We start from the raw sequence: 17,693 nt of genomic DNA, 5'->3' as shown, positions 1-17,693 counted from the left end.
GACGAAAAACAAGGGCAGGCGTCAAATCACTGTAGCAAGCTCGCTATAGTCGGCCCGCTGTAGTAAGCCATAAGGTCGCCATGAGGGCTGTTTGGTCGTAAGGTAGGTCTAGGGGCGATGTTGATGCAATTCTGCAATCGTGGCAAGATGCTTGCGAGGTGTTTTCTATCGCTTCTTCGGACGCGTTGAGCATGACTCGCGGCGCGGATAGATCCGTCCGTTATGTGTTCTCAAGCAAGGAGAAAGGCTATGTCCATGACACGCCGTAATTTTCTGTTGAGCACTGGATGGGCTGCTGTCGCCGGCGCTGCGGTTCCAGCGACCGGGTTGTCCGCCGACCCTGCGACAACTACGTTCAAACCTGATGATTGGCGCTCGGTGCGCACTCAGTTCAACTTGTCGCCCGATTACGTGCACTTGGCAGGCTTCTATATCGTCTCGCATCCGCGGCCAGTGCGCGAAGCCATTGAGCGATACCGCAAAGCGATAGACGAAAATCCGTTCCTGACTGTTGACCGCGGCATGTTCGGGAAGCCTGAAGACCGGATGGCCACAAGGGTTTGCGAAGCGGCGGCAGCGTACTCGGGCGGCAAAGCCGGGGAATACGCCATTACCCCGAATACCACTACCGGCCTCGCGCTTATTTATAACGGGCTGATGATCAGGCATGGCCAGGAAATCCTGACCTCCGAACATGACCACTACTCGCATCACGAATCCATTCGCCTCGCGACACAAAAGAACGGGGCCTCGTGGCGGCGCATTGCATTGTTCGAGCAATCGTCTACCGCAACGGAGGATGAGATCGTCGGCCGTCTGATAGAGGCCATTCAACCGAACACTCGTGTCATTGGCGTCACCTGGGTGCATTCCAGCTCCGGTATTCGTCTGCCGGTACGCAAAATTGCGGATGCGATCCGCGAGATCAATCGCAAGCGAGATGAACCCGACCGGATCCTCCTGGTGGTTGACGGCGTGCATGGCTACGGCGCTGTGGACGAAGCCTTGCCGGACCTGGGCTGCGATTTTTTCGCGGCTGGCACCCACAAATGGATACTCGCGCCCCGCGGCACCGGAATTGTGTGGGCGCGCGATTATGTCTGGGCACAGATTCGTCCGACCGTACCGAGCTTTATTTCCCCTGACCCGTACGAGGCCTGGTTGAAAGGTGATGCGCCCCGAGGCCCAACGCAGGCGGATTGGGTTTCACCCGGCGGATTCTTCGCCTATGAATATCAGTGGGCGATGGCGGATGCCTTTCACTTTCAAAAGCAGATCGGCCGCCGCCGTGCCGCCGAGCGCATCGCCGAACTCAACGGGCTATGCAAGGAAGGGCTTGTGAAGATACCGCATGTGACGCTGCATACACCCCCCGATGGCAGGCTTTCGGCCGGCATCATCTGCTTTGAAATCGCGGGCCTGACGGCGCAGGCGGTGGTCGATAAGCTTTTAAGGCGGGATATTATTGCAAGCGCATCGCCCTATGCCAAATCTTACGCACGGGTTTCCTTTAGCATCATGAATTCGCACGAGGAGGTAGAGGTAGCCTTGAGAGCCATTCATGACCTGGTCTGAGATTCGGATTGTGAATTGGAATCAGGCCAACGCCACTCGCGGATCTCTGGCATATCCTCACCATGGATCGTGATATAACGCTTATGGTCGATTAGTTTATCGCGCATCAATTGCTTGAGGTAAGCGCCTTTGGAGGCCAGCTTTGGTACGCGGTCGACGACGTCCATCACCAGGTGAAAACGGTCCAGGTCGTTGAGCACCGTCATGTCGAATGGAGTCGTGGTGGTGCCCTCCTCCTTGTAGCCGCGCACATGCAGATTGTCATGATTGGTGCGGCGATAGGTCAGGCGGTGTATGAGCCACGGATAACCATGATAAGCAAAAATGATCGGCTTGCCGGTAGTGAATAACGTATCAAAGTCACGGTCCGATAGCCCATCCGGATGTTCGTGTTGCGGCTGCAAAGTCATCAGGTCCACTACATTGATAACTCGTATCTTGAGTTGAGGAACATGGCACCGCAGCAGATTGACGGCCGCCAGCGTTTCGAGAGTCGGCACGTCGCCGGCGCAGACCATCACCACGTCGGGTTCGCCGTCCTGGTCATTGCTCGCCCAATCCCAAATGCCGATCCCGGCCGTGCTGTGCTTGACAGCCGCATCCATATCCAGCCACTGCAGCGCCGGTTGTTTACCCGCTACGATAACGTTGATGAAATTGCGCGAACGAAGGCACTTGTCGGTAATAAACAGCAACGTGTTCGCATCCGGGGGGAGATAAACGCGAATGATATCGGCTTTTTTATTGACCACGTGATCGATGAAACCAGGATCCTGGTGCGAAAAACCGTTGTGATCCTGGCGCCACACATGCGATGTCAGCAGATAATTAAGCGAGGCGATAGGGCTGCGCCAAGGAATTTCCTTACTGCTTACCTTGAGCCACTTCGCGTGCTGATTGAACATGGAGTCAACAATATGGATGAATGCCTCATAGCAGGAAAAGAGACCGTGGCGTCCCGTGAGCAGATAACCTTCCAGCCAGCCCTGGCATGTGTGCTCGGAAAGAATTTCCATCACCCTTCCATCGGGGGAAAGATGCGCATCCTCAGGCAAGGTTTGCGCGACCCAGGTTCGACCGGTCACCTCAAACAGGGCGTGGAGCCGGTTGGAGCTGGTCTCGTCCGGCGCCATCACCCGGAAATTTCTGCTTTCCAGATTAAGCTTCATTACATCGCGCAAAAACTTGCCCATTTCCCGCGTGGCCTCGCCCACTAGAGATCCCGGTGCGGGCACATCGACAGCATAGTCCCGGAAATCGGGCATTTCCAGTTCCTTCAGCAATTGGCCGCCATTGGCATGGGGATTTGCGCCCATGCGCCGCTCCCCCTCAGGTGCCAGCGCCGCCAGCTCCGGCATGAGAGCGCCCTTGTCATCAAACAATTCTTCCGGCTTGTAGCTCTTCATCCAGTCTTCCAATTGTTTCAGATGCTGCGGGTTTGAACCGATCTTCGCGAGCGGCACCTGATGCGAACGCCAGTAACCTTCCACTTTTTTGCCGTCAACCTCTTCCGGGCCAGTCCATCCCTTGGGGCTGCGTAGAATGATCAGAGGCCAGCGCGGGTATATCGCAATTCCGGCGCTTGCTCCGGGGCTTGTTTCCCTGGTACGGGCTTCTTGCTGAATGGTTCGAATCCGGTCAACTGCGACATCGAGCGCGGCCGCCATGGCCTGATGCATAAGTTCCGGATCAGATCCTTCGACAAAGTAAGGCTGATACCCATAGCCTGTGAACAGGTTCTCCAATTCTTCATGGCTGATACGCGCGAGTAGCGTCGGATTTGCTATCTTGTAGCCATTGAGATGCAGAATCGGCAACACCGCGCCATCATTGGCAGGATTGAGAAATTTGTTCGAGTGCCAGGCAGTGGCAAGCGGCCCGGTTTCAGCCTCGCCATCGCCAACCACGCACGCCACGATCAAATCCGGATTATCAAAAGCCGCGCCAAAAGCGTGCGACAACGAGTAACCCAGTTCCCCACCTTCGTTAATGGAACCGGGCGTTTCCGGGGCCGCGTGACTGGGAACGCCGCCGGGGAAGGAGAACTGTTTAAACAGTCGCTGCATGCCTGTGCCGTCCCGTGAAATGTGCGGATAAAACTCGCTGTAGCTGCCCTCAAGCCAGGTGTTCGCCACCATTGCCGGTCCCCCGTGACCGGGACCGGCAATGTAGAACATATTCAGATCAAATTTTTTGATGATGCGGTTCAGGTGCACGTAGATGAAATTAAGTCCGGGCGTGGTGCCCCAATGACCAAGCAAGCGGGGCTTGATGTGCGCAAGGGTGAGCGGCTCCTTGAGCAACGGATTGCCAAGGAGATAGATTTGCCCGATCGAAAGGTAATTTGCCGCGCGCCAGTATGCGTTCGTCTTGCGCAACTCGTCTGGCGAAAGAGGGGCATTAAGAGGGCCATCTCCAGTTGTGGTTGCCGGATCGGCATCATTCATGTGGATCTCCTTCAAATTTTATTCTCTTATGCTGCCATCACAACGTCTGCTTCTCGCGCCAGGATTGTTGCCTCGTTTACGGGAATTACCCACACTTCAACCCTGCTCGTCTGGCTGCTGATTAACGACGTTCCATTGGAGCCGTGATTTCTTTCCAGATCGATTTCAACTCCGCACCACTGCATGCCGGTCAGAATTTTTTCTCTCACAGCGGGAACATTCTCGCCGACACCGCCACCAAAAACGATGGCTTGGGCGCCCCCGAGCACGGCCAAGTAGGCGCCAACATATTTGCGCACCCGGTAGCAATATAAATCCACCGCAAGGCGCGCGCGCTCATCATCCGATTTCAGCAGTTCACGTATATCGCCGCTGATCCCGGATACTCCCAGCAGGCCCGAGCGCTGGTTAAGCAGCTGGTCCAGTTGCTCGGGTGTCAGGTTCTCCTGGCGTTGCAAAAACGTGATCAGACCCGGATCTATATCCCCTGAGCGCACAGCCATCATGAGCCCCTCCAGCGGCGAAAATCCCATTGACGTGTCGCGGGGCAATCCGTCCTCAATCGCTGTGATCGAGCAGCCTGCGCCCAACTGCACTGAAATAACCCTTGATCCCCTCTCTCCACGCGAATGGGCTGATTGTAATTCCTGCCACCTCCGCCACATTGCCTGATGCGCCAGCCCATGAAATCCGTAACGTCGCAGCTCATGCTTTTCAGCAAGTGCGTAGGGAATGGCATAAGTCCGGGCTGGCTCCGGCAGAGTTGCAAAAAAGGCGGTATCAAACACCGCGACCTGGGCAACGCCGGCCAGCACCTCTCGTGCTGCGCGTATCCAGCGCAGTGCAACCGGATTGTGCAATGGCGCCAATGGCGCCAAATGCTCAATCTCTCTTTCAACTTCCCGGTCGAGCCGACGCGAGGCGATGAGCTTCGCGCCACCATGAACCACTCGATGCGCAGCCACACTTATTTCCTCGAGCCCATGCGTCTGCATGAATTCTTTCAGCGTGATCTGCGGTTCGCAGCCAGAGAGGTCATGACGTGTGCCCGCAAGCTCCGTCAACATGTCGCCATTGCGGACGAATGCACCCAGACGAACCGATGAGCTGCCGGTGTTAATGGTTAAAATAGTCATGGAAAAAGAAGAATTTGTTGGAGAATCAGGGTGCTGCCCTATATGCTGATTACGCGGTAATTAGGCGCCGGCACGGGCGGAGCATAAAGCTGACCATAAGGCTGACTGCGGGTCCTGACCACAAAACTGACTACGAGCCTGACTACGAGCCAGCCACAGGACTAACCACGAGCACGTCGCATGGCGTCTCATAGAGAACGTGCTTTGTCACAGATCCGAATAGCGCCTCGTCCAACTCTGTTTCGCCACGCTTGCCCATGACAATCAGATCAATCTCAAGAGACTGTGTTTTCTCCCGAATCACTGTCGGTGCGTGGCCATACTCGATGAGGGACGTCACGCGAGTATCGCCGCGCGCGTGATCGGCCACAATCTTCTCCATTCCTTCACGCGCATGACTCAGCATCTTGTTACGGTAGAGATCGATCCATTTCGCGTTAAAGCCGGCCTGCTTCATTTTCCGTCCAAGCGGCATCTCGATTGCGTGCAGCACATGAACCGATGCCTGTGTCGCAACCTTCAGCGCCATGGTCAATGCGTCCAGAGAAGGACGTGAAAAATCCACCGGCACCAGCACATGCTTGTATTGCCCTGTCGGTTCCTGTTTTACGACCAGCAGCGGATGATGTCCCGTCCGAAGGGTTTTGGATGCGGTAGTACCCAGAAAGAGTTCCTTGACAAATGTCTCGCCCTGGTCTCCGACCACTATCAGATCGGCATGATGAGACTCTGCATAACGATTTATCTCAACATGCGCTCTGCCAATCGCGACGTGATGCCTGGGCCTTATCCCATCCCTGGTTAATGTTTCCACCTTATTTTGCAGTGCCAGCTTGGCACGATTGTAGAGTCGCTGCTCCGTTTCCAGCGGAGTCTCGGCGATCAAATGCTTGAACGATTCCAGCGGAAACGTGGGAAGAACGTGCAGCAGATCCAGTTCTGCTTCGTGCTCCACCGCCAGTTGCGCGGCACGTTGCACGGCCCTGTCGGCACGCGGCGAAAAATCGGTAGCGACGAGAATGCGTTGAATTTTTTCCACGTGCAGTTCCTCGCAATAAGCCTGGGCTGATTGAACTGTTCTGTTTATTAAACGCACGGTTTTAGATGGTAGTCTGTGCGGAAACTATCATATGACGGTATTACCCCTACGACCCTACGGCATCTCAAGAGACTACCGATAAGCTCTCCCATTTGAGCGTGCCGGCAAGGACTCCAGGTTTCGGCTCGCAGCGAGCTCATGCCCCGCAAATATACGACCTCTCGCGTTTGAATCTGCTATCTGAATCTGCCTATCGGAATCGGAAGTATTTCCAGTTCAAGGACAATAAAGACCGGATCCAGGTAAGCACCGCGTTTCGATATTTCGACCTTGTCCCGCGCTGATAAGAGTATTCGGAAATGGCTTGAAAATAAGATATTCGGCCTAATTTAGGAGACATCGCGATGATTTGATAATGCTATACTCTTTACTTTCACCGTATCTGAGGAGACCTTCATGAAGAAAATATTGACCCTGTTGACCTTGGCCATTTTAAGCTTCGGATTGGCCGCCTTTGATGCGGAAGCAAGGCGCTTTGGCGGCGGTAAAAGCATTGGCAAACAACGTGAAGCGATAAACCAGCAAGCGGCTCCCAAACCCGCGCAAACGCCAGCGGCCGCGCCCGGCTCCGCCGCTGCGGGCGGCAGTAAATGGATGGGCCCACTGGCCGGCTTGGCTGCGGGCGGATTGTTGGCGGCACTTTTCATGGGTGGCGCATTCGAAGGCATCAATATGATGGACGTGTTGATGCTGGCTGCACTGATGGCCGCGGTTTTCTTTGTCGTGCGCATGCTGCGCAGGCCTCGCCAGGAGCATTCGGCAAGGCCAATGCAATATTCAGGTATGGGAACTGACGCCGGTAGCGCCGCCCCGTCGGCAAAAAACGCAGCAGCAGGACCTGCAACCGGGGCGGCAACAGGAGCATCCGCGGGGGCGTCAGCGCCCAGAATGGCAGCGCCGGTTACCGGCAATGCAAATATTCCTGCAGACTTCCAGGTCGAGCCGTTTCTGCGCAATGCCAAAACTTCATTCATCCGCCTTCAGGCAGCCAATGACGCCCGTGACCTGAGCGACATTCGGGAATACACCACTCCGGAAATGTTTGCCGAGATCAGCATGCAGATAAACGAGCGCGGCAATGAAGCTCAAAGAACCGAGGTGATGGCCATCAATGCGGAACTACTTGAAGTAGTTACCGAGAAGGACGCAGCCATTGCCAGCGTACGGTTCAACGGTCAATTGCGTGAATCCGGCGCCTCGTCTCCGGAAGCATTTGATGAAATATGGCATGTACAGAAGAATCTTAAAGACCCTGAATCAGTCTGGCTGCTGGCAGGAATTCAGCAAGTCTCCTAGATCCTGACCCGCCATGCTGGCATCCGTTGCGATAGCCCCGCTTAACCACTTGCTGCGTGGGGAAAGCTGGGCGCGCAAGCGGCTTCAGTCCTGTGCCGGCAAGACAGCGCGTTTTTGCATTCCGCCATTCCTTGACCTTACCCTGACCGTCCAGGCCAGCGGCGAGGTATCCACAGCGGCGAGGAATGCTCCCACTGATGCTATCTTTACCGTTGTCCCCGGCCTGGTGCCGCGTTTGCTGGCTCATGACGAAGATGCGTACAGTGAAATCCGGATTTCGGGTGACGATGCCTTCGCTGAAGAAATCCTCGATATCGGGAAAAATCTGCACTGGGATGTGGAGCAGGACTTAAGCGGTGTGATGGGCGATATTCTCGCACATCGCGTAACGAAAGCTGGCCAAGGTCTGTTGCATTGGCATACCGGAACCGTTCAAAACTTATCGCGGACATTGGTGGAATACCTGACAGAAGAGCAGCCGCTGCTTGCCAAGCCTTTGGATATGCACGAATTTATCCATGAAGTAAACGCATTACGGGAACATGCCGAAAACCTGGAAACGCGCGTGCAAGCACTGACAAAAAAGCGCCTGTAAACGAGCCGAGAAGATTATCCAAGGAACCTCTGAATAAGTCGGGCGAACTGTCGTTCATAGAATAAATGCGTTTCTTTCGTCTTCTCAAAATACTCGCTGTCGCATTTCGTTTCGGCCTTGATGAATTCGTTCTGGGCCACGAGCGATTGCGTCTGCTGCGACCCGTCGTCAAGGCGGCTACATTCTGGCGTCGGCTGGAAAGAGCGCGAGGCGAACGCCTTCGCCTCGCGCTGGAAGCGCTGGGCCCCATCTTTGTCAAATTTGGCCAGATGCTTTCCACGCGCCGCGACCTTCTGCCGCAGGATATTGCCGATGAGCTGGCAAAACTGCAAGATCAGGTTCCGCCGTTTCCCTCCAGCGTGGCCCTTGCAACACTGGAACAAATCTATGGGAAGTCCGTCAACGAAGTCTTCCTGGCGTTTGATGTCGAACCGGTAGCCAGTGCATCAATTGCCCAGGTTCACCTGGCTGTGCTGCATGACGGTACAGAGGTTGCAGTGAAAGTACTGCGCCCTGGCATCGCGCCGATAATCGCCCATGATGTGGCATTGATGGATTCCGGCGCGATGCTGCTTGAGGCGCTGTGGCCTGACGCAAAGCGGCTGAAGCCTCGCGAAGTGGTGACCGAATTCGCCCGCCATCTGGATGATGAACTGGATCTCATGCGCGAGGCTTCCAATTGCAGTCAGTTACGCCGCAATTTTCTGGATTCCCCGTTGTTGTTGGTGCCGGAAGTTTATTGGGACTACTGCTATTCGGGCGTCATGGTGATGCAGCGCGTGAAAGGCACGCCTATCAGTCACGTGGGCAAGCTACGCGAACTGGGCGTGGACATTCCCAGGCTTGCTCGCGTCGGGGTGGAAATTTTCTTCACTCAGGTATTCCGCGACGGTTATTTTCATGCCGACATGCATCCGGGGAATATTTTTGTTGGCAGGGACGGCCGTTACATTGCAGTTGATTTCGGCATAATGGGCACCCTCACCGATGAGGACAAAAATTATCTGGCACAAAACTTTCTGGCATTTTTTCGGCGCGACTACAAGCGTGTGGCGGAGGCTCACGTGGAGGCGGGTTGGGCGCCGAAGGAAACGCGGGTTGATGATTTCGAAACCGCAATCCGTGCCGTATGCGAGCCGATTTTTGACAAACCACTGAGGGAGATTTCGTTCGGCCGGGTACTGCTCCGGCTGTTTCAGACGTCGCGCCAATTCAACGTGGAAATCCAGCCGCAATTGGTAATGTTGCAAAAAACTCTCTTGAATATCGAAGGACTAGGACGCGACCTCGATCCCGATCTCGACCTCTGGACAACTGCAAAGCCGTATCTGGAAAACTGGATGGCGGACCAGCTGGGCTGGCGTGGATTCAGTCGTCGCTTGCACAAGGAAGCGACCAGCTGGGCGGTAATCATGCCACAGTTTCCGCGCTTGATGCATCATGCCTTGACGGAAATTCGTACAAGTGCGCTGGAAGAAAAGATGAATCAGTTTATCCTCGAAAAAAAGCGCCAGAACCTCTTGTTCTCCATTCTTATAGTGTTGCTAGCGGTGGCAATGCTGTGGCACCTGTGGCTATAAGGTTTGATAATTCATTTTGTTTTACATTCTCTTCCGCCGGTACTACTTCAGCTTTGGGAAACAATGACTAGCGAACGTATTTTACTCCTGAGTGCTCCTGGGCCAATTCCGGCAATATCCGCATCTTTCTGACGAAACGATAATTCCGCCCACCCATCTCCTTCCCCGAGAAGCCCTTCAGGGCAATGATCCAAGCGGCGGCAAATGATCCAAGGGAGTGCTAGTCAATCCATAAACGAATTTTGGTAAAATTTCAGCTTTTTTACTTTAATTTGGGACGACAATGGCGCTCCTGGAAATCCGTAATGTGACACGGCGCTTTAGCAACTACACGGCGGTCGATAATGTCAGCGTCAGCGTGAAGGCCGGCGAATTCTTCACCTTGCTCGGACCATCCGGCTGTGGCAAAACGACGCTCCTGCGCATGATAGCGGGATTCGATCTCCCTGATTCGGGTCAAATTCTGCTGGACGGCACGGATATGGTCGGCACTCCACCCGAAAAACGACCTGTCCATACTGTATTCCAGACCTATGCATTGTTTCCGCATATGACGGTAGCGGACAATATCGCTTTTCCACTCAAGATGGCAGGCAAGACACCCCAGGAAATAAAAGCCAGAGTCGGAGAGGCTCTGGACAGTGTGCGCTTGCCGAATTTTGGCAGCCGTTTTCCTCACGAATTGTCAGGCGGGCAGAAACAGCGCGTGGCGTTCGCGAGAGGACTCGTCAATCGCCCCCGTCTGCTGTTGCTGGACGAACCGCTGGGCGCGCTCGACGCAAAGCTGCGTGAGGAGATGCAGATCGAACTCATTAATCTTCAGAAGGAGCTGGGGATTACGTTCGTTTTTGTCACGCATGCGCAAGATGAAGCGCTGGCGCTGTCGCATCGCATCGCAGTGATGAATCGCGGCAATGTTGAACAAATTGACGAGCCCTCCAGAATCTATAGTTTTCCGAGAAATCGTTTCGTCGCGGATTTCATCGGCAAGATCAGCATGATGAACGCACATGTGGTGGAAGCGGCGCCTTCGTATTTAAAGCTCGATGTGAAAGATTTAGGCGAAGTGATGGCTGCGGGTAACGCGGGCGTAAAAGTCGGTGATAACGGCGTTATGGCAATTCGCCCTGAACAGGTTCGTATTTCCCATCCTTCGGGCGAGCCGCATCTAAAGAATCATTTCCTCGGCAAGGTGCACGATTTTCTGTACGTGGGGGATGTCACCACTTATATCGTGGAGCTTTCCAATGGAACTTATATCGAGGCTTTGCTTCCCAATTCGGCGCCGGGACGAGCCACCTTTTTCGAGGTGGGGGATCAAGTAGGCGTCTCCTGGCGCCATGACGCAGGTATTTTTCTCAATGATTAACAAGGGCGCCGGAGATGCGCGCCTCGCCAGATTTTTGGTAGGTGGACCACCGCTGTTGTTCCTGGTGATATTCTTCGTCGCTCCCAGTCTGATCATGATCCTGACCTCGTTCCGTTTCCCGGGTGAGTTCGGAGGGCTGGCTCCTGTCACCCCGCCCGGGGATACAGTCGCCGGCGAGCACGGCCTTACGGCCGAGGCCTATCAGTTCTTTTTCGGCGACATTCTTTACGCTGAGATTTTCCTCAAATCCTTCGTTGTTGCGTCAGCTACCACGCTGATTTGTCTCATCATGGCTTATCCGCTGGCGATACTGATCGCGCGCAGCAAGAAACGTTTCCGCAATCTGATGGTACTGCTGGTGGTGCTGCCGTTCGCCAGCAATTTTCTTATCCGCATTTATGCCTGGATGATCATTCTTGGACCGGAATCCGGACTTAGCCATTTTATCAACGCTATTCTCGGCGCCTTGGGTATCCCCCCGGTAACGCTGTTGTTCTCGTCTTTCGCAGTATTGGTAGGCATGGTCTATGTACACCTGCCGTTCATGGTGCTGCCTCTTTATACAAATCTTGAAAAGCATGATCCCTCGCTCCTGGATGCGGCACAGGATCTGGGCGCGAACAGCTGGCAGCGCTTTTGGCGCGTCACCTGGCCGCTTTCTTTACCGGGCGTATTTTCGGGTTCGGCACTGGTATTCATCCCTGTACTCGGCATGTTCGCGGTGCCGGAAATACTTGGCGGCACGGGGGATATTCTTATCGGCAACCTCATCAAGGATCAATTCCTCGGCACCCGCGATTGGCCTTTTGGTTCAGTGCTGTCGATCATGCTGACACTGGCGGTGCTATCCGTCGCAGGACTGGCCACATGGTTCTCGCGTTTCGCTGCCGGGCAGAGAGCGTAGCATGAGCCGCAGCAATATCTGGCTGTGGTCCGCGGCTGTGCTGACTTACGCCTTTCTGTACATTCCGCTCGCTATCGTGGTTCTGTATTCGTTCAACGATTCCAAACTGAATGCAGAGTGGGTCGGCTTTACATTGTCCTGGTATAAAGCGCTGCTCAACAATACTGAAATGCTCGCTGCCGCGCGTAATTCCCTGATTATCGCATTGAGCGCGAGTTTCAGCGCCACCCTGCTCGGCACCATGGCTGGCCTGGCGATACACCGGTACAAGCTCAAGGTATTGCCGGTATTGGTATTCACACCGGTGGCAATGCCCGAAATCCTGCTGGGTGTATCGTTACTACTATTCTTTTTGCAGGTCCTGAATTTAACGCTCGGCATGGTATCCATCATCATCGCGCATACCACATTCTGCATCGGATTCGTCGCGATCATTGTGCGGGCGCGACTCCAGGGCATGGACGAGAGCATCTTTGAGGCTGCGCGCGATCTGGGCGCATCCCCGTGGCAGACTTTCCGTCTTGTCACATTGCCGCTTATCATGCCGGCGGTAGTCGCGGGCGCCTTGATGTCGTTTACCTTGTCCATTGATGACTTTGTCATTACCTTCTTTACCAAAGGGGTTGGCGAACCCATTCTGCCCATCCAGATATATACCATGATAAAAGTCGCCGTGACACCCGAAGTAAATGCCATCTCCACATTACTGATGCTGCTCACGCTGGTCATGATCATTTTCGCGTTCCGGCTGGAAGCACGCGCTTCAGCCAGAACGATGTCTCTTGACGAAGCGGGAAAATGAACGGGCTGCGTACCATGGGATCTCCGGTATCGCTTGTGTTCTTGCTCGCCTGGCTGGTCCTGTTTTCGACAGGCTGCGCCAGACACGATCAACACACGATCGATGGCGCGAAAAACGTTCTGCATCTGTTCAACTGGAATAATTACATCGCGCCGGAAACGATGGATCGCTTCGAAGCATTCTGCAATTGCGAACTCTCGCAGGATTATTATTCCGATAATGAGGAAATGCTGGCGAAGCTGGCGGCGGGAGCGACAGGATATGATCTCATCGTCCCCACCGGAAATGCGATGGATGCCCTGATCCGTCAGGGTGCGCTGAAGCCGCTCGATAAATCGCTATTGCCCAATCTCGAGAATATCAATCCCGCATATCTCGACACCGCATTCGATCCCGGCAACAAATATTCCGTACCTTACGCCTATACGCTGACCCTGCTCGGCTTCAACCAGGAGAAGATAAGCGAACTCGGCCTGCCTGTCGACACCTGGGCAATTATTTTCGAACCGGAATACCTCGAAAAAATCAGGGGCCGCGTCACAGTGCTTGATAGCCAGCGCGAGTTAATGGCCGCGGCGCTGAAGTATCTGGGCTATTCAGTTAACGATGTCGATGAGAACCACTGGCAGGAAGCGGCCGACCTTATTGTTCGCGCCAAGCCTTACTGGGCAGCCTTCAGCAATACCAGTTATGTCAAGGAACTGGCGGTAGGCAATCTTTGGGTTGCGCACGGCTATTCCAACGACATGTTTCAGGCGGCGTTCGATGCAAAAAAAACCGGGCGAAGATTCACCATCGGCTACTCGACGCCGAAGGAAGGGGCAGTTCTGGCACTCGATAGCATGGTACTGCATCGAAGCGGAAGCCGGCCTGATCTCGCCCATCAATTCATCAATTTCATGCTGGATGGCAAGAATTCCGCTGAGCTCACCAACCTTATAGGCTCCGGCAATCCCAACATGGATGCGATGCAATATATCCGGCCGGAAATCGCGCGTAACGAAGCGATATTTCCGGATCCGGAACTGCTCACTCGACTGGAAATGCTGCGCGACCTGGACCGCAAACAACGGCGGCTGTTGAGCCGCCTGTGGACCGAAATAAAATTGAGATAGCAGGGGAAATTGAAAAAAAGTCGCGGAGTATCGTCACAATCTCTGCACAAGCAGGTAAAGCCCGGTGATGTTCGGGCGGTAAACTGATCAGCCTGAGAAGACAACACGGTTCCGGTATAATCCTTATTCATCCAATTTCCTCGAACATTCTCATGAGCTACTATCTACGACATGTATTTTTCTGCGTAAACCAGCGCGAAGCGGGAGCATTATGTTGTAATAATTTTGGGGCTCAGGCCATGCGCGATTACGCCAAGGCGCGCATCAAAGCGCTAAAACTCGACGGCAAGAGCAGGAGAGTGAGGATTAACAATGCTGGCTGCCTCGACCGTTGCAATGAAGGCCCGGTTATCGTGGTGTATCCCGAAGACGTCTGGTATACCTATGTGGATAAGGAAGATATTGATGAGATCATCGAGGAGCATTTGAAAAACGGACGCGTGGTCGAGCGATTGCGAATTTAGAATTAACGGAACTGTTCAGAGATTCCCCGTATCCTTTCAATTACTGTATGGCTGGGTCCTTTTTGAATCCCCGCGCTCCCCAGAAATTTTTCATTAATGGTCCGGCAGGAAAGCTGGAAACAGATATTGCCGAGCCTGATTCAAGCCCCCCGCGCGGGATTGCTGTAGTCGCGCACCCTCATCCGTTGTATGGCGGGACCATGAACAACAAGGTGGTGCACACCTTGTTCAAATCTTTTCTTGAGTCGGGATTTATAACGGTCAAGTTCAATTTTCGCGGCGTGGAACAAAGCGAAGGCGCACGTAATTCTGGCGAAGACCATGGCGAAGGAGAAACGGAGGATGTGCTTGCGGTAGTGGAAACTGTCAATAGTCAGTTCGCAGCGCGCCTGGATATGTCCATGCCACTGTTGCTGGCGGGCTTTTCTTTCGGCGGAGCCATCCAGGCCTACGCAGCCCAACGGATCAAGCCACAGAAAGTAGTATTGGTAGCGCCAGCGGTTCAGCGATTGAACGCCCCCCATATCGCCTACCCAGGCACTAAAAACGACATTGAGCATGCACCCGGGGTTCTGATCATTCACGGCGACCAGGACGAAACAGTCCCTCTGAAAACCGTGCTGGACTGGGCTGCCCCTCAGGAATTACCGGTCGTCGTGGTACCCGGCGCAGAACATTTTTTTCACCGCCGCTTGCACATTCTCAAACGCGTTGTTCTCGATTTCTGCCGACCTTGATGCGCCAAGGTACGACCCGCAGCGGAATTGTAGGCGTCCTGCGGCCGCCACGCCCCAACGCTGCCCGATCCCCGCTCCGCGGAGCCCCCTCGGACGAGGCTTTGGGGCCAGCCGCGAAGGGCGAAGCAGTGCCTTCCGAAGGAAGGTGCGATCCCGTAGCGGATGTAGGCGCCCTACGGTCGCCGCGCCCTGACGCTGCCCGATCCCCGCTCCGCGGAGCCCCTCGGACGAGGCTTTGGGGCCAGCCGCGAGGGGCGAAGCAGTGCCTTCCGAAGGAAGGTGCGATCCCGTAGCGGATGTAGGCGCCCTACGGTCGCCGCGCCCTGACGCTGCCCGATCCCCGCTTCGCGGGGCCCCTCGGACGACGCTTTAGGGCGCCTATTTACAACTCAACATCATTGAACGGAAATCATCGAAAAATCCCATCTTTTCCGACATGTCCGGAACGCTTCCGTTTGCCTCGATAAATTTATTCTGGTCTCTGAAGTCTCGATTGTCATAAATGGTGACGCCGGCCCTGGGCCCGGTTTTGAGGCTGCGAACCTTGTTCTCCCAATCACTTCCGAAGGGGCCGATCAGCCGTGGCAAATTCAGCGGACCTGCGAGCGTCAAGCTGTCGCCTTCATAATTTTTCTTTTCATAAAACTTCACCCAGCATCCTTTTCTTTCCAGATCGGTCGAAACCTCAACCGGGACTAGCATCAATATCGGCACCTGAACAGTCGTCGGGCCATCCCTGGTTCCGGACCGTGGTTTGCTCTTGTCCGTGGGCTCCGGCTTTTTATTCATTATTGGTCTATCAGGCAGCTCTTGCGCGCCAACGCCAGTTGCGGCGCATACGCCAAACACCACTGCGAGGGCAGCCAAAAAATCGCGGGAGTTCTTCTGTATCGAAATATTCATGTTATCCTCCTAACAATCGTGAAAGGGGTTATGGCACTGGATCCGCTCAATCCAACTGAAACAGCAGGTCAAGCATGTTCCATTAACAATCTTCTTCCAAACTCCGTACCTGACCTTCCTGAATTTTAAACACTTCCCAGAGCCGCTCCGTTCGCTGACATACATATTCCTTATTCATATTGCGTCTCGGGTTGAACGAGCCATCGGATAAGTTAAACAGATGACACTTGGTCACACTGAGTGTCCGCAGCTTCGCAATGCAGAAAGGTTGACTGCACTAGCCAGTATGATGATTCAACGCTCGGAAGGGCAGTTCCTCTCTAACCCTCCAGCCAGCCTCCACGAAATCCTGCACGGCGCAAACCAGTCACCAGATAAGGGCATTGCCGCATCAGCGACCACAACAATCCAGAGCGATAATTTTCAATCATCATGACGATAGGTCCCTGGTTCAAACCAAAGTGATAGGGCGATACCCATCCGAATTCGTGGTACGGCTCAACCGGGAAGGTGGGGTTGAACGTGGCCTTGTAGCCATACTTCTGGGCTTCTCTCAGGTTCATGCGTTCGTAGTTCTCGATGGTCGGGAGCACAATATCGGGCGCGAACGGGAGCGAAGCGACCACCGCCCACGGTGCTAATGTGCCATCATCCGGGCCATAGGGGGCGCCGCGTCCGATGTAATCATAAAAAACCCGAAGGATGCCGTCCACCTGCCTGGCAACAGGGCCGGGGCCGTCGCTGGAAGTTATACCCCAGCAATATTCATTGTAATGCTTGAACTCGAGCGGGTTACGCGCCGCGTACCGTTGCTGAACGAGCGTCGCGCAACGAGAATTTTCGAAGTAGTCGCTACCGCGCTCACGCATGAATGAATCCCGAATTCCGCGAAAATCGATCCATGCATGCGACAACTGATGAATGAATAACGGTCCCGCATAAAGAAACTCTATGTCATAGATCTTTTTCCATTTGTAGGTTGAAGTCCATGCCGCATAGCTTTCGTCAGATAATGGATGCGTGGGTGAGCCCAATCCCAGCAGGTAGAGGATCAACGCTTCGTCATAACCTGTCCACTGATAAGGCAGAAAACCTTTTTCGGGCGTCCAGCCATGGCTTACCGCAGCCTCTCCCTTCTGCATCCATTGCCAATCAACGCGCCTGTAAAGTTCATCTGCGAGTTTGCGGATTTCCCCTTCCTCCTCCGTCTCATGTTTATAGTAAGCCCTTGCAATGAGCATGCCGGCGATCAGGAAGGCAGTGTCGACGCTGGAGAGTTCGCAATTCCAGACGCGTTTTCCTGTATTCATGTCCAGGAAATGATAATAAAAACCCTTGTACCCGGTAGCATCGCGCTCGGGGCCATGGGGTGCGTTCGCGAAAAACTTCAACACGATGAGCGTACGCTTCACAGCCTCTTCCCGGGTCATGAAACCGCGTTCAACTCCAACCGGATAGGCCGCGAGCGCGAGGCCCACCGCGGCAATACTTGCTGGCCAATCAGAATGCGACTTGTCCAGGACGAGTCCATTCGCGGGGTTGATTTTGTGGACGAAATATGCGAACGAGTCCTGCTGCAGACTTATGAGCATCTCATCTTGCCTGGATTGTTCGGACGCTATGAGCTCAGGTATGCGCATGATCAAGTTTTACCGCTGGCATGGAATTTCA

General features: G+C 54.3%; 15 protein-coding genes. 10 read left to right on the top strand and 5 right to left on the bottom strand.

Annotated features, from left to right (window positions below; translation table 11 throughout):
* The first annotated feature begins 249 nt into the window (after window positions 1–249).
* Window positions 250–1,575, top strand: coding sequence for an aminotransferase class V-fold PLP-dependent enzyme (locus tag CRO05_RS07080; RefSeq protein WP_181319816.1), 1,326 nt, complete (start codon window positions 250–252; stop codon window positions 1,573–1,575).
* On the opposite strand, the gene CRO05_RS07075 is transcribed toward CRO05_RS07080, so the two are convergent.
* The 3 genes from CRO05_RS07075 to CRO05_RS07065 all read right to left on the bottom strand — a co-directional run bounded on the left by CRO05_RS07075 (window position 1,560) and on the right by CRO05_RS07065 (window position 6,197).
* A complete protein-coding gene (locus CRO05_RS07075; RefSeq protein WP_097066403.1) occupies window positions 1,560–4,022 on the bottom strand; it encodes a phosphoketolase in 2,463 nt (820 codons plus the stop codon). The genes CRO05_RS07080 and CRO05_RS07075 overlap by 16 nt on opposite strands.
* A gap of 26 nt (window positions 4,023–4,048) precedes the next feature.
* A complete protein-coding gene (locus CRO05_RS07070) occupies window positions 4,049–5,158 on the bottom strand; it encodes an acetate/propionate family kinase (RefSeq protein WP_097066402.1) in 1,110 nt (369 codons plus the stop codon).
* A gap of 142 nt (window positions 5,159–5,300) precedes the next feature.
* Window positions 5,301–6,197: a universal stress protein gene (locus CRO05_RS07065; RefSeq protein WP_097066401.1), complete on the bottom strand. Its 897-nt coding sequence runs from the start codon at window positions 6,195–6,197 to the stop codon at window positions 5,301–5,303.
* 456 nt (window positions 6,198–6,653) lie between these two features.
* Here CRO05_RS07065 and CRO05_RS07060 point away from each other — a divergent pair, with 456 nt between their 5' ends.
* From CRO05_RS07060 to CRO05_RS07020, 9 genes are all read left to right on the top strand, one after another.
* On the top strand, window positions 6,654–7,553 hold the full coding sequence (locus CRO05_RS07060) for a Tim44 domain-containing protein (RefSeq protein ID WP_097066400.1): 900 nt from the start codon (window positions 6,654–6,656) through the stop codon (window positions 7,551–7,553).
* Between the two features lie 13 nt (window positions 7,554–7,566).
* Complete coding sequence (locus tag CRO05_RS07055; protein ID WP_097066399.1) at window positions 7,567–8,148, top strand: SCP2 domain-containing protein; 582 nt, start codon at window positions 7,567–7,569, stop codon at window positions 8,146–8,148.
* A gap of 65 nt (window positions 8,149–8,213) precedes the next feature.
* Entirely contained in the window at window positions 8,214–9,728 is a 1,515-nt protein-coding gene (gene ubiB, locus CRO05_RS07050; protein WP_097066398.1) for a ubiquinone biosynthesis regulatory protein kinase UbiB, read from the top strand.
* 283 nt (window positions 9,729–10,011) lie between these two features.
* On the top strand, window positions 10,012–11,097 hold the full coding sequence (locus tag CRO05_RS07045) for an ABC transporter ATP-binding protein (protein WP_097066397.1): 1,086 nt from the start codon (window positions 10,012–10,014) through the stop codon (window positions 11,095–11,097).
* Window positions 11,090–12,001, top strand: coding sequence for an ABC transporter permease (locus CRO05_RS07040; RefSeq protein ID WP_097066396.1), 912 nt, complete (start codon window positions 11,090–11,092; stop codon window positions 11,999–12,001). Before CRO05_RS07045 ends, CRO05_RS07040 begins: the two co-directional genes overlap by 8 nt.
* Window position 12,002: 1 nt before the next feature.
* Complete coding sequence (locus CRO05_RS07035; protein WP_097066395.1) at window positions 12,003–12,803, top strand: ABC transporter permease; 801 nt, start codon at window positions 12,003–12,005, stop codon at window positions 12,801–12,803.
* Window positions 12,800–13,918 carry a PotD/PotF family extracellular solute-binding protein gene (locus CRO05_RS07030; RefSeq protein ID WP_235001324.1) on the top strand — a complete coding sequence of 373 codons (1,119 nt, stop codon included), beginning with the start codon at window positions 12,800–12,802 and terminating at the stop codon, window positions 13,916–13,918. Before CRO05_RS07035 ends, CRO05_RS07030 begins: the two co-directional genes overlap by 4 nt.
* 152 nt (window positions 13,919–14,070) lie before the next feature.
* Window positions 14,071–14,382 (top strand): ferredoxin, encoded by a 312-nt coding sequence (locus CRO05_RS07025; protein ID WP_097066393.1) that lies wholly within the window; start codon window positions 14,071–14,073, stop codon window positions 14,380–14,382.
* Between the two features lie 47 nt (window positions 14,383–14,429).
* A complete protein-coding gene (locus tag CRO05_RS07020; protein WP_181319814.1) occupies window positions 14,430–15,119 on the top strand; it encodes an alpha/beta hydrolase in 690 nt (229 codons plus the stop codon).
* Between the two features lie 378 nt (window positions 15,120–15,497).
* On the opposite strand, the gene CRO05_RS07015 is transcribed toward CRO05_RS07020, so the two are convergent.
* Window positions 15,498–16,022 carry a beta/gamma crystallin domain-containing protein gene (locus CRO05_RS07015; protein WP_097066392.1) on the bottom strand — a complete coding sequence of 175 codons (525 nt, stop codon included), beginning with the start codon at window positions 16,020–16,022 and terminating at the stop codon, window positions 15,498–15,500.
* A gap of 320 nt (window positions 16,023–16,342) precedes the next feature.
* Complete coding sequence (locus CRO05_RS07010) at window positions 16,343–17,614, bottom strand: glucoamylase family protein (RefSeq protein WP_097066730.1); 1,272 nt, start codon at window positions 17,612–17,614, stop codon at window positions 16,343–16,345.
* Window positions 17,615–17,693 lie beyond the last annotated feature (79 nt).

It is taken from the genome of Nitrosovibrio sp. Nv4, assembly GCF_900215485.1.
In the GTDB taxonomy this organism is placed as follows: Bacteria; Pseudomonadota; Gammaproteobacteria; order Burkholderiales; family Nitrosomonadaceae; genus Nitrosospira.
Note: the sequence above shows the minus strand (reverse complement) of the source record. Positions and strands in the feature narration are given on the sequence as shown.